The sequence below is a fragment of the Okeania sp. genome (assembly GCF_035285525.1).
Classification (GTDB): domain Bacteria; phylum Cyanobacteriota; class Cyanobacteriia; order Cyanobacteriales; family Microcoleaceae; genus Trichodesmium.
The window spans coordinates 1-13,038 of the sequence record NZ_JAYKGW010000242.1; the positions used below are offsets into that span (position 1 = coordinate 1).

The window sequence follows — 13,038 nt, forward strand, 5'->3', positions numbered from 1 at the left end:
AAGGTAGACAAGGGAGACAAGGTAGACAAGGTAGACAAGGTAGACAAGGTAGACAAGGTAGACAAGGGAGACAAGGTAGACAAGGTAGACAAGGTAGACAAGGTAGACAAGGTAGACAAGGGAGACAAGGTAGACAAGGGAGACAAGGTAGACAAGGTAGACAAGGTAGACAAGGTAAGTCGGAGAAATAATTTTTCCTTGATTTTTCTACTTTTAGTCTTCTTAAAATCCTAAATTTTTGGTAGTTTTAGCTAGAAAAGTTATACTTTTACGGTATTGAAAAAGGCTAATTTTTTTATCTGTCAATACTTTCATACTTTTTCAGCCAACCCTATATTATCAATTATTAATTATTAATTATCAACCTCGTTCATCAAACCTGCTATAAAAACCACCATACTTAACCCAATATTGTTTTAAATCGTGGTGAGGAGTGTGAAGACTTGCTTTAGCTTGATAAAGAACTACTTTTCTATGATTACCAATCCAAATTTTCTTAATAGGTTTAACACATATCAAACTCCCACCCAATGCTTGAACACATTCTGTAAATCTATCAATAGTAGAATACTCCACAGTTTCAAATAAGAAAAAACTTCCTGAGCAGATTATATGGCGACTTCTAATCCAACCTTGCAATTTCTTTTCTGCTATTGGTGGTAACATTTTCTTTTAGTTCTCCTTGCAGACTATTTCTTAATTTATGTTCGCTACCTTCAATTTTTTATTAATAACTCATCAGCAAAACTTGTTTGTTTTTCAAACTTCAAAGGCCCAGCTTCTGAACCCCACACTTGTTTATGTGTATTAACATCCATTCCTCTATCTAAACTCACCCATGTATTTTCCGTTAACTCTACTTCACTAACTAGATAAGTCTCACATCCTCTCTTATTAATTAAACATTTATTTCCCGGTTCAACACTCCCTAAAAATTTTTCTCCGTCTCGTTGAAAAACCATTGAACAATTGTAACGACGTTCTATATTGTCAGGAGTAATAGTATGTAAAATATCAAGTTCTCTGGCTGCACCAGCATATAAAATAGGGTCTTTCAGACCATAGTTTTCTATATAAATATGGTCTCCTTTGTCTATAAGTTGATGTACTCCTTGACGATATGGACTCCAAAGATCATAATCATAAACTTGCTCTGAATAAAAACCTATACCTGAAAAAAATTGATATGGTAAAGGTCGAAAAAAAACATGAATATGAGCGTAAAGAGTTGGGTTAGCTAAGGCCTGTTTTTTATTACTAAAGTCTCCTGCTATCCAACTAGCTAAAATAATTAAGTTATCAAAATTTGTCTTATCGTTTATCTGAGAAATATTCATATAATTATAATTAAGGGAGTAGGGAGTCAGGAGTAATATCAAACCCGGTAGTATCGGTATAATTCCCTCTCCGTAGGGGTTTGGTCTCCAATTTTTCGGGAACCGTACCCTCTACCAACTAGAGTTTTCGCTCTTTTCTGATTGTCAACCTTATTTTCCAATTTATCGGGAACCGTAGCCAGCGGATTTGAGATACAGCACTTTTCAAATGAATGAACCACATCGTCATAACCAAAATTTTGTAGGGACGTTGCATACAACGTCCTGACTGTGGTTTACTGAAATTAAAACCGCTGTAAGAAGTCAACCCATCTCTAACCCCTCTCAGGAGGGGAAGTCAGGAGGAATGGGAGTTGTAGAGAAAGTAGTCGTTCATAATAGTTGCCTTAATTTTTCTCCCTATCTAAAATTATTTTAGAAGCAAATATAATCAAGTAGAGTGAAGCAATTTAATCAAATTTTAGCTAAATAAAAATTTTGTTATTTATATAGTTTGATTTATTGACCGAAATATCAAAGTATAAAGCCTTTATATTCATGGATAAAAAAGAAAAAAAAATTTCTTTTAGTCAATCCTCTCCTATATCACAAGAGGTAATTATTAATTATTAATTATTAATTATTGAAGCTGATTTTTCCTCAGTTGATAAAGAACGAATTTCTGATGAAAAAGAGGCAGTTAATACACCATTACTGTCACTGGTTTTAATGAACGATGCTCTAAACCTAACATTAGGAGTGCCAAACCAAATTCTTTCTTCAGCAGCAGCATGATCGTATTCTGTATTTAGAATAAAAGTGCCATCTTCAGTAATGTAATATTCTCCCGCAGCAGGAATAGTTTCTGCATACCCTTGGGAACGTAATAATTTTCCTTTTTTAAGATTATCTTTATCGGGTATTGGTACTAAAATACAACTACCTTCTAAAGTTTCACTTTCATCCCAATCTGATTCTCCTTTCCAACTCATTTGAAAAGGAGAAATAGCTTGAGAAATATCTACTCCATTAGACTTACAAAGTTCTATTACTTCTGTAGCATTTGTCGGTAAAGAAACAATATCTATTGTGGAACGAACTTCTTCAAAATGACTCATTGCTAGACTGTGGCCACTGCGTTGCGATCGCCAACGTCCTATAGAACATTCGACAAATTCTATAACATCCATGATAATTAATAATTAATAATTAATAATTGAGAGTTTTTATTATTCATTATTCATTAATTAACCCGGTTTCTTGGGGATAAAGTTATTCCCATCATCTTTTCAGACAAACCGGGTTTTTTAACAAAAAATTACCGAAATAATTAATAATTAAACAATTGAATAATTAAATAATTTAGCTTTAAAGCCTCCCCTTGGATAGGGAAAAAAATAAATCTTTTCCTTTTAGCCAATCCTCCCTCTTTTAGTGAGAGGTAATTATCCATTATCCATTATCAATTAATGAAAGGTTCCCTAGTTTTTATTTAAGCAACTTCAGTAATTTTGAGGATTTTACCACCTGTTCTTTGAATGCTATTGATTTTTGAAGTTAGCTGTTCATAAGACACTGTATAAGTTGTGGCACTACGCTTCACAACAGGACCAATACCAGTTTTAGTAACTGAGATTTGGAAACGTTTAATTCTGTTATTATAAGGCGCACTAACAGATGCAGGTTCTGTAATTTTTGTACCTAGATTAGCAGCTAAATCTAAAGTTAATCGAGAAGACTTGTTTCTGTCACTTGTAGCATATCCTCGCTCTAGAGCAAATGTGCGATTAAAGGTGACATTTTTCATCCCAACTACAGTTTTAGTACCTTGTGAATATGGTACAATATTATCCCCAAAGTTTTGAATATACTCTTCACTATTTGTGTAAGAATCAATTTCTGCTTCGTATCCTTGTTCAGCACATATACGAATGTGTTCAGAAACTTCTGCTTGGTCTTGAGGAGCGCGACCTAATATATGCTTAAAGTTTAGTTCTACGAATCCATAAGGAGAAGAGGATTCAAAAAACAAAGAATAATATAGTCCAGATTTAGCAACCATATTCACAAATTGACGTACAGAAATTTCTCCGTTTTTGAGCAATGATTCGGCACTAACTAGACGCTGGCTTTCCATTAAATGGATATTACCTAAAACTTGTTTATAAACAGCTCTAATTACAGCTTGTTTTTCATCTTCTGCAGCATTAGAACGTAGTTCTATTGGATCTGTATTATCTACCCAAAGTGACATTTTTAACTCCTTGTGATTAAAAGATTTTGATTTTTTTCTATTCTCTGTTTGCAGTGTTTATAGCTGATAGCTAACAGAATAACTACTAACCATAAACTACCTGCAAATTTATTAAAAAATTTTACCCTTTTTTGCTTCTGTATATTATTATTGCTAAATCATCACAACTTTATTTTTAGTTCTTATCAACTTAGCAACTAAATAATATAGGAAAAATGAGTAAATAATTTTCTAATTTTAACTCCTAGCTGATAGGAGTAATACTGGCTATTATACCACCTTGTTTATGAATTCTTTGGTACTCTTTAGAAAGTTGATCGAAAGGTACTAAAAATACTTGATTACTACGGCGGAATTTGGAAACACGATTCACTACTTTTGAGCGATAACCTGTTACTTCAACGCGGTAAACTTTACCACCAGAATCAGCTCCTACTCCCTGTCTACTTCTAGCAGCTAAAGGTGTATCTTGGAATGACCAACCATCAGCACCACCAGAAGGAGCAACTACTGCTAAAGGTGTTTCTTGAATCACATATTTATTCAAAGCAGGGCTTTTTCCGGCCAAACTTCCTTTGAAGTCGCTGCTGGAAGCTCCACGCAATAGTTGAAAAATATGAGTAAAACCAACCATTTTTTTGCCAGTTTGGGTTTTGTATCCTCGATAATAAGGAACAATATTTTCCCCATAAGCACTGCTATATTCGTCACTATCAATGTAGGAATCAATATCTGCTTCAAAGCTTCCTTCATCTAGAATTTTGCTGTGAAGTTTCATATCATCGTAGCCATCGGGAGCCCGACCTAAGAAGTGCTTAAAATTTAACTCAACTGCACGATAACGGGGGCAAGTGTCAAAGAACCGAGAACGATACAGGTCAGAGCGTCCAACTTGACGTACAAACTCACGGACAGTAATTTCGCCTTCTTTTAGTTTAGACTCTGCTACACTGAGTCTTTCACTATCCATGACGTAAGCATTGCCGAGAACTTGCCTATAGACAGCTCGAATCACGGTTTCTACTTCTTCTGATGACCGTCCGGGCAACAATTCTACAGGTTCTGTATCTTCAAAAAGGCCAACTCCTAACTGAGATGCAGGTCCAAAAACCATTTGAACTATCTCCTAGGTAAAATAAGGTTTACTGAAAAAATGTATTTTTTAGTTACAAAACTGAAAAACCTGGACTCATTGTTAAAATCTTTTCCTAAAGCAGGATTTGGATTATATATACTTAATGAGTCTATCTTTTCAAGTTTTCTACTTTTTTGGAATATACACTGCTACCAGGCTCTTAAGCATGAAGAATTATAAATTTTTGTAAATTTGTATAAACACATACTAGAGATTTTCTCATCAAACCCTTGTAAGCTAGTAGTTAAGTTAAAAATTTATCTGGTAGTTAAACATTTAGCAATCTTAAATTGATTGCTATGTTATAGAACGAACCCATTTGGTATTTATTTTTTATAGATTGTGAGTGTGGGAAGTGTGGGAAGACAGAGAAAGTAAAAGGAATGGGTGCATCTCATATTCAGTATTTTCAACCTCTGGCTTCAACCAGAGATACTGATAACTGATAACTGATAACTGAAATAACCTTTGTGATAGATTTAGAATGTTTAGCTTATAGTGTAGGTCATGCAGATGATGGAATATGTCTGCTAGTTCGCCTGGGAATATACCAGGTTTTATTAGATTGTGGCATTACCAATATTTCCCTATTAATTAATAAAATTAAACAACAATTACCTATAGATATAGTGTTATGTAGTCATGCACATTCAGATCATGCTCAAGGACTATTAGCGCTCCATAAAACTTTTCCAAATTTGCCAATATATGCTAGTGAAACAACAACTAAACTTCTACCTCTAAATTGGCCAGAACTTGCCATTTCTGAAGTCCCTGACTTTTGTCAACCTTTACCTTGGCACTCACCAGTAGAACTTCTTAGCGGTCTAACAGTAGAACTTTTTCCGGCTGGACACCTACCAGGAGCAACAGCTTTTCTCCTCACCTATACTGGAAAAAATCGAACCTATAAACTTTTATATACAGGAGATTTCTTTTTATCCAACAGTCGTTTAGTTGAAGGTCTACCTTTGGGAGATTTACGAGGACTCAAACCAGATGTACTAATAGTTGAAGGTAGTTATGGCACAGCTCGTTATCCACATCGGCGACAATTAGAAAATAATTTGGCAGAACGAGTATATCAAGCTATTATTTCTGGAACTTCGGTTATCTTGCCTACCCCCCCTTTAGGATTAGGACAGGAACTGTTGATGCTTCTACGGAGCCATCACTATTTTACAGGTCGTGACCTAGATATTTGGGTAGAGTCCAAGGTGGCTAGAGGTTGTGACCTTTATTTAGAACTATTGTCCCAATTTCCTACAACTGTACAAAATTTTGCTCAACATCAACCTCTATTTTGGGATGAAAAAGTTAAACCCCGTGTATTGAGGCGATCGCCAGGAAAATTACCTTCTACAGAAAAGCCTTATATTCTCATTGCAGATCGGGATACTGATTTGAGTCAATATATTATGAATCAAGATCATCATTTTATTGTCTTACTACCAGAAGTACCAGGAAAGACATCACAAGAGTTGCACTTTGCTTATACCGAAACATATCTTCTCACTGCTCATTGTGATGGATTGGGAACAACACAATTAATTCATAATTTACGTCCCCAACATATAATTTTTGTTCATGGTTGTCCTGATTATTTAGCTGACCTTACTAATCTGGAAGAGTTACACAATCGTTATAAAATACATTCTCCTGCTAATGGTACATTGGTGGAGTTACCAATAGGTGAGAAATTTATAGTACCTACTTTACCGGAAACTAATTATGAAGGGGAATTAAATGAGTTGGATGCAGGGGTAATAGTTTCTTTGCCTCAAAGTATTACAAGTGATAATCGTTGGTCAACTTTTGCTGATACAGGTATTGTAGAGGTTCGTTGGCAGGGAGAAGAGTTGGTTTTGAGGGGAATATCTCAAAGGGAACTTCTTAGTCATACAGGCGATCGCTTTATTTCTCCTGAGTTAGATTGTTGTGGTAATTGTTTGTATTATAGAGGACAACGTTGTGTTAATCCTGTTTCAGCTCTATATGGCTTTAAGGTGACAATTGATGGATATTGTCCCATGTTTGAATCATTTTAGGGAGTAGGTAGGGACGTTGCATGCAACGTCCCTACAGAGTCAAGAGAAATAAGGAGTTGTACGCAAAGAAACCGGGTTTCTGGGTTCCCCTCAGGAAAAACCGGGTTTCTGGGTTCCTCTGCGCCACTCCTGATATAGTTAGATTTTATTGTTCTACAAAAAACGTTTAACAAAAAATGTATCTATTAATTCCTGCTGCTGGTATGGGACGACGCATGGGAAGCTCCCGAAATAAACTTTTGTTGACTCTTTTGGGTAAGTCTCTGTTGAGTTGGACTCTTGAGGCAGCTGTAAAATCTGATCATATTAGTTGGATCGGTATTATTGGACAACCTCTTGATTTTTTGGATTTTCACAAAATTATTTTAGATTTGTCTGCTGACAAACATATAGAACTAATTCAGGGAGGAGAAACTCGTCAGGAGTCTGTTTATAATGGTTTACAGGCTTTACCTTCGGCAGCAGAACGAGTATTAATTCACGATGGGGCGAGGTGTTTAGCGACTCCTGAACTTTTGGACAGGTGTGCGGAGGAGATTCTGAAGTGTCCTGGTTTAATTGCTGCTGTGCGAGTTAAGGACACAATTAAGGTAGTTGCTGCATCGGGTGTAATTCAGGATACACCAGATCGTCGCAATTTGTGGGCAGCTCAGACACCCCAGGGTTTTGAAGTGAAATTATTGAAGGAATGCCATGAAAAGGGGCGTGAGTTAGGTTGGGAAGTTACTGATGATGCTGCTTTATTTGAAAAATGTGGTTTACCTGTAAAAATTGTGGAGGGAGAAGAGACTAATTTAAAGGTGACAACTCCTGTAGATTTGAAGGTAGCAGAATTTATTTTAATGAATTTATATGAGAAAAGTAAGAAATAGAAAAAAGGTGATAGGTTGTGAGGGGGTTTGGAGACCAAACCCGTACAATTTTTGTTAGTTCTACATTGTCATTCTGTTGGCGATACAACATGGTAGTGGGAGCATCTTGCTCCCATGCCAAATATTTCTTTTACTGATAACTGATAACTGATAACTGAAATGACTCCCTACTCCCTAGACTTTAATTAAAAACCTTTAAATCCTAAACCTATTTCTCTTTGTTGAGGATGAGTTTTTTCAGGAACTTTATTAATGCTAATTTCATGTTGATTTCCTAATTGACTTAATATAATTCCTGCTAAAATAACAGCCCCCCCAATATAGTGAGCAATTGTCGGTATTTCTCCTAAAATTAAATAAGCTGCTATAACTCCAGCAATAGGATTTAATGCACTAGCAATAGAAGCATCAGAATTGGTGGTTTTGCTTAATCCTTTTAGCCAAAGAATTTGACCAACAACTACAATAATTGCACTATAAACTAACATCCATTGCCATAAAAAAGGCGATACTAATTCCATAAAGTGACTACTTCCATAAAAATATATTGCTGCAAAAAAGAAGATAAAACCGCCAAAACCATTACGAACAATATTAAATAATCCTACTGGGATTCGGTGCAAACGTGCTTTACTAATAGTATTAGAAATTGCCGTAGCGATCGCTGCTATTGCTGCTAAAATTTCTCCTGAATTAATAGTTATCATATTAGTAGCTGAAGTTGAATTTGAATTATCTCCTAAACTTTGTAAAACTATAATTAAAATAACTCCAGCAAAGGAAATAATTGCGCCTATAATTTTCCATTTATTAACTCTTTCTCCTAATAACCAAATAGCTAATGCTATGGTTAAAGGAGGTTCAATACGTCCGATTAAGATAACATTATTAACCATTGTGCGGGAAAGTGCTTCAAATGAAGCAGCAGGAGAAAAAGCTCCGGCTAGAAATGCAACTGTTAACATGGTAGCCCAATCTTGTTGAGAAAGTTGTTTAAATTGATTTAGGTTTAGTTGTTTTCTGTAGATAATAATTAATATTAATAATGCGCAGATATTTCCCACAAATAATACATTACAAAAAGAAATGGGATTTTCTCCAGGAAATTTTGTGGCTCCAATTTCGGTTAATTGTTTGGTAATGGAGTTGGATGCGCCAAATATAATGATTGCTAATAATAGGTAAATTTGTCCGGGAATTTTTTTTGAAAGTTTAGATATATTTGTGATTATTTGGTTCATTTTTAAGAAGGAAGAAGGAAGAAGGAAAAAGTAAGAAGATAAGAAGAAAATATAGGAAAAAAAAGAGCAATTTGTGCTATGAAAATCAGAAATGAGATGTGATAAAAAACTGTAGGGGTTTGGTCTCCAAACCGTAGCTCAGATTAATATTCGAGACTAAATCTTTACGATAAAACATTACAACTTCAGGACTTACACGGGAGGGAGCCGATTTCTAGGGTAAATCATTGTTTTTGACAATAAATATCCAGAAGAAACCGGGTTTCTGGGTTCTCCTGCGTAAGTCCTGAACTTATCAAAAATCACAACTGATTACTATATCTATGCTTATATAATTTCCGGATAATCAGTGATCAAAAAAACCTTTTCCCATAATTATAATTACCTTTTGTTTCTTTCTGCCTTCTTTCTACTAAAGTTTCCAAGAGTGATGACAAGTCCAAGAGTTATTAGGATGACGTTCATAAAATCGTAATTCCCATGATACTTCTGCTTGAGGATTGATATTTTTTTTGGCTATTTCGGCAAGAATTTGTTGTTGTTCTGATGGAAATTTGTAGGCTAAACTAAGGTGTAAATTGTTCTTGAGACGTAAGTGATTTGTACGAGTTGGTGATTTGGCAATATTAGTAAATTTAGCAATCATTTTTTCGAGCCAAATTGATTCTATGTTTAGATAATGAAAATTTTCTTTTAGTTCCATATTAACTATAATAATTGGTTGAATGGGACGGATTAGTAAAGCATTTTGCCAGGCAATATCTAAAGCTTGAATATAAATTGGAATTGCTGTTAGTTCATCCTCAAAAAAACCAGTTAAGGTACAATGAGGCATATATTTATGAGCAGCATTTTTACCACATTCTCTACGAGTAGTAGTGAAATATTCTTTTAGTTGATGATTAAGTTGACCTAGTGGACAAGCGTATACAATAAATTCTTTTAGCATCGGATTAGATTTTTAAGGAAGAAGGAAGAAAGAATCAGGAACAAGGTAAGTATTCAACTGTGAGCTACTAAGTTATTAACTTCAGAAATGTTGAGCAGGAGAAATTAATCTTCAAAAAGTGAAATATAAATCAAAAGATCGTCAGCTAATTTTAATCATTTCTGTAGATTTGTTGCACTATTAGCTGACTACTAATAGCTGAATAATTACTAAGCAAACCTTAATCATAAATCAGATTCATAAGATTTAATTTCATCATCAGGCCGTGGAGGATTTTGTAAATATCGCCTAACTAAAGCTAGAACTTTTTTGGGTTCAATAGGTTTAGTTAAATACCCTGTAGCTCCTACCATTTTAGCTCGAACTCTATCTACAACTCCATCATTTCCTGTTAATATAACTATTGGTGTATTTTCAAACATAGGTACTCGTCGAAGTTGAGTACAAATTTCATAACCATTAGCGATTGGCATCATTAAATCTAAGAAAATTAAATCTGGTTTAGCTTCAATAATTGTAACTAATGCTTTAATAGAATCATTAACTGCAATAAATCTATAACCCCCTTTATTCATTGTTTTTCCTAATAAATAGCAAATCTCTTTACTATCATCTACACAAGCAATTAATGCTGGAGTTTTAGTAGCAGATGTTTCTGTATCAATATCTGGACTTAATCCCGGACTTCCTACTAAACGTTTTTTATCTGGAACTTCCTGGAACTCAATTAATTTATTTTTAACATAAGGCATTAGAAATAAAGTTAATTGGCGCAAATCTTTGTTTACTAAAGCAGCGGTTTCTCGAAGTGAATTTTTGCCATCAACTAATTTAGTAATTATATTGTAATTGTTATCCTTTGCTACTTTTTTTAATTTTTCAAGTTTTGTAATTTTAGGAACTAGGTTAGGAGAATATGCTGCTAAATTAGACTTTTTCCACTCTAGCCATAACTGATTAACGGCAGGAAGAATAGTGTCTAAACTAATAACTGCTGACATTAAAGTTGAAGATTTATCTAAGCCTGTATCAGATAAATTATAAGTTAATTTATGTTGTGATTCTTCCTGGAAAATATCAAATAAAACTTCTTTTAAATTTCCTACTACTACTGCTTTGATTTGCTGAGTAGTTAATGATTTTTGAGAAGAATTTAATGATTTTCTTCTGTATAAAACAGACATAATATGATAGTAATAACAAATAGGATAATCTCCTTCTCTGAACTTAATTTTATCTAGAGAAATATTGGAACAAAATTGATTCCATATTTTGTGAAATCGCCGATTATCATGTTCACCACCTAGAGCCCAGATCAAACGGCCTATACAGAAAAATAGCGTCCAATTTTGACGAGAACTTTTTACTTCTAACTTGCCTGTAAATTGATTTGGCAGTTCATTGAGGAGTAAGTGAAAAAGTTTATTTTTGCTATTTACATTAGTGTTCATTTTTTTATACCAATTGCATTGCATACATATAGTAAATTAAAGAGAAAAAAGATGACACTCTGAAGACTTATCCACAAACTCGGTTTATAAGCATTCAGCACTTAGCATTCAGCACTCAGCTATTGATTTTATTTTGAGAAAAAAGATTTATGATACGGTTCCCGATAAATCAGAAAAATTTCTGACTACAAAATTCAGTTTTCACTTTCTTTATTCGTTTAAATATCCTCCTTAAAACTGAGTTTTTTATTGCTGTTAGCGCAGCTCCGACCCAGGAGGATAGCTAACAGCTAATAGCTGTTTGCGCAGCATTCCGCCAGAAAAGCTACTTCTTAGATTTCTCAAAAACATAAGTAAATCAATTATTTTATCTATTTATAATTATTTATTTTATATGATTTATAGTTTTCTGTTTTACCCTGAACAATGAATGTTAAAAAATATAAATAAAGTGACTTTGTAGTTGCATAATGCAATTTTACCATAAGTCACACTAAACCAAATAATTCTATATAGTTATCCGATTTTATTCATGTATAAAATTGTATTGCTTTTAGGGAAAAATGAACGCTTAACTAGGAAAAAGTGATAGTTTTAGTTTTTTTACTTACTTTTTGAGTTGTCACAACCTATAGGCGGATTGCTATATATAGGCTCAAAATTACTGACAAAATCAAGTGAGATATGTTAAAGAAATTCCTAAAAAAAAATCTGAGCATAGCCAGGATCGTATTTAGATGAGATGGCCAAAATCTATGGTGTTGACCAGGGACTTACAGCACTTCCCGTTGTCAGAAAAGCGCTGTATTATGGTGACTCTGACGGGCAAGAGGCTTGTGTTACAATGGTTTTACGAACTTCATACTACTTGCAATCTGCTATAACTTTTGACTTCTGAGTTTTAGCTTATGCTTTGGCCCCAAACTTGAAAATGATATATTACTGTAGTCAACAAATTACAATATGTCTCAACCAAACACACAATATCAAACAGCATTAGCAGAGGCTATTACTCGTATTCCTACCTCTCAAGACCAAGAAACTCTTTTTAAAAGTCAAATTACAGAATTACGAAAGTTACTCCAGGTAGACCGTGTGGCCATATTGCGTTTCTATCATCAATTAGATGGAGCAGGGCAATTTATTTGTGAAGATGTAGCGGATGGTTGGAAATCCTTATTAAACCTGAAAGTTGAAAATAACTTTTTTCCGAATTATCAAAAAGAAAGTATTCATGCAGTGACAGATATTGATGAGATTCAACTAACTGAAACTTATGGCAAAATCTTACAAGAATTTCAAGTAAAAGCTGATTTAGTTGCTCCTATTTTTAAACAAAATCAGACCACAGAAACAACTGTACCGGAACTTTGGGGGTTCCTTTGCATTCATCAATGTAGTAGCTCTAGACAATGGCAAGATTTAGAAATTGAATATGTGGAAAAAACAGCTACAAACTTGGCAGTAATTATTAGAAATACACAACTTTTAGAAGCAGCACAATATCAAGTAGAACAACAAAAAACTCTAGCAAGGGTAATTAAAAGAATTCGTGGTTCTCTAGATTCAGAAGAAATTTTTCAGGTGACAGCTACAGAAGTACGTCACCTATTGCAAGCAGACCGAGTTGCGGTATTTCGTTTCTATCCAGAAAGAGACTGGGAAGGAGAATTTGTTTCTGAGGATTTGGGAGCAGAATGGGAGTCAGCGCTAGCAGCGAAAGTGTATGACTATTGTTTTGGAGAACAATTTGCTCCTGAGTATCAAGCAGG

12 protein-coding genes are annotated in these 13,038 nt (G+C 34.4%); 4 read left to right on the forward strand and 8 right to left on the reverse strand.

Going from position 1 to position 13,038, the window contains the following annotated elements; translation table 11 throughout:
- Window positions 1–191: hypothetical protein (locus VKJ25_RS22835; protein ID WP_324238947.1), on the forward strand; the 191-nt coding region annotated here is incomplete at its 5' end.
- 169 nt (window positions 192–360) lie between these two features.
- Here VKJ25_RS22835 and VKJ25_RS22840 read toward each other — a convergent pair.
- From VKJ25_RS22840 to VKJ25_RS22860, 5 genes are all read right to left on the reverse strand, one after another.
- A complete protein-coding gene (locus VKJ25_RS22840; protein WP_324238948.1) occupies window positions 361–666 on the reverse strand; it encodes a CpeR family transcriptional regulator in 306 nt (101 codons plus the stop codon).
- A gap of 50 nt (window positions 667–716) precedes the next feature.
- The gene (locus tag VKJ25_RS22845) at window positions 717–1,337 is read right to left on the reverse strand and encodes a chromophore lyase CpcT/CpeT (protein ID WP_324238949.1); all 621 of its coding nucleotides are present in this window, start codon (window positions 1,335–1,337) and stop codon (window positions 717–719) included.
- Between the two features lie 608 nt (window positions 1,338–1,945).
- A complete protein-coding gene (locus VKJ25_RS22850) occupies window positions 1,946–2,506 on the reverse strand; it encodes a phycobiliprotein lyase (protein ID WP_324238950.1) in 561 nt (186 codons plus the stop codon).
- A gap of 302 nt (window positions 2,507–2,808) precedes the next feature.
- Window positions 2,809–3,570: a phycobilisome rod-core linker polypeptide gene (locus tag VKJ25_RS22855; protein ID WP_324238951.1), complete on the reverse strand. Its 762-nt coding sequence runs from the start codon at window positions 3,568–3,570 to the stop codon at window positions 2,809–2,811.
- Between the two features lie 244 nt (window positions 3,571–3,814).
- Complete coding sequence (locus VKJ25_RS22860) at window positions 3,815–4,684, reverse strand: phycobilisome linker polypeptide (RefSeq protein ID WP_324238952.1); 870 nt, start codon at window positions 4,682–4,684, stop codon at window positions 3,815–3,817.
- Between the two features lie 491 nt (window positions 4,685–5,175).
- Here VKJ25_RS22860 and VKJ25_RS22865 point away from each other — a divergent pair, with 491 nt between their 5' ends.
- Together VKJ25_RS22865 and ispD are read left to right on the forward strand one after the other, a co-directional pair.
- Window positions 5,176–6,753, forward strand: a complete 1,578-nt coding sequence (locus VKJ25_RS22865) for an MBL fold metallo-hydrolase (RefSeq protein ID WP_324238953.1) — start codon at window positions 5,176–5,178, stop codon at window positions 6,751–6,753.
- A 176-nt stretch (window positions 6,754–6,929) separates the two neighbouring features.
- Entirely contained in the window at window positions 6,930–7,625 is a 696-nt protein-coding gene (ispD, locus tag VKJ25_RS22870) for a 2-C-methyl-D-erythritol 4-phosphate cytidylyltransferase (RefSeq protein WP_324238954.1), read from the forward strand.
- Between the two features lie 185 nt (window positions 7,626–7,810).
- On the opposite strand, the gene VKJ25_RS22875 is transcribed toward ispD, so the two are convergent.
- The 3 genes from VKJ25_RS22875 to VKJ25_RS22885 all read right to left on the reverse strand — a co-directional run bounded on the left by VKJ25_RS22875 (window position 7,811) and on the right by VKJ25_RS22885 (window position 11,266).
- Complete coding sequence (locus VKJ25_RS22875) at window positions 7,811–8,866, reverse strand: DMT family transporter (RefSeq protein WP_324238955.1); 1,056 nt, start codon at window positions 8,864–8,866, stop codon at window positions 7,811–7,813.
- A gap of 412 nt (window positions 8,867–9,278) precedes the next feature.
- Complete coding sequence (locus tag VKJ25_RS22880) at window positions 9,279–9,815, reverse strand: hypothetical protein (RefSeq protein WP_324238956.1); 537 nt, start codon at window positions 9,813–9,815, stop codon at window positions 9,279–9,281.
- Between the two features lie 224 nt (window positions 9,816–10,039).
- The gene (locus VKJ25_RS22885) at window positions 10,040–11,266 is read right to left on the reverse strand and encodes a response regulator (RefSeq protein ID WP_324238957.1); all 1,227 of its coding nucleotides are present in this window, start codon (window positions 11,264–11,266) and stop codon (window positions 10,040–10,042) included.
- 963 nt (window positions 11,267–12,229) lie between these two features.
- Between VKJ25_RS22885 and VKJ25_RS22890 the strand changes: the two genes are divergently transcribed.
- The coding region (locus VKJ25_RS22890) for a GAF domain-containing protein (protein WP_324238958.1) at window positions 12,230–13,038 on the forward strand (809 nt) is incomplete at its 3' end.

Excerpts from the sequence above, each read along its gene's own strand:
- VKJ25_RS22875 (WP_324238955.1), bottom strand. The coding sequence starts at position 8,866 with ATGAACCAAATAATCACAAATATATCTAAACTTTCAAAAAAAATTCCC.
- VKJ25_RS22885 (WP_324238957.1), bottom strand. The coding sequence starts at position 11,266 with ATGAACACTAATGTAAATAGCAAAAATAAACTTTTTCACTTACTCCTC.
- VKJ25_RS22840 (WP_324238948.1), bottom strand. The coding sequence starts at position 666 with ATGTTACCACCAATAGCAGAAAAGAAATTGCAAGGTTGGATTAGAAGT.
- VKJ25_RS22880 (WP_324238956.1), bottom strand. The coding sequence starts at position 9,815 with ATGCTAAAAGAATTTATTGTATACGCTTGTCCACTAGGTCAACTTAAT.
- VKJ25_RS22845 (WP_324238949.1), bottom strand. The coding sequence starts at position 1,337 with ATGAATATTTCTCAGATAAACGATAAGACAAATTTTGATAACTTAATT.
- ispD (WP_324238954.1), top strand. The coding sequence starts at position 6,930 with ATGTATCTATTAATTCCTGCTGCTGGTATGGGACGACGCATGGGAAGC.
- VKJ25_RS22855 (WP_324238951.1), bottom strand. The coding sequence starts at position 3,570 with ATGTCACTTTGGGTAGATAATACAGATCCAATAGAACTACGTTCTAAT.
- VKJ25_RS22860 (WP_324238952.1), bottom strand. The coding sequence starts at position 4,684 with ATGGTTTTTGGACCTGCATCTCAGTTAGGAGTTGGCCTTTTTGAAGAT.
- VKJ25_RS22850 (WP_324238950.1), bottom strand. The coding sequence starts at position 2,506 with ATGGATGTTATAGAATTTGTCGAATGTTCTATAGGACGTTGGCGATCG.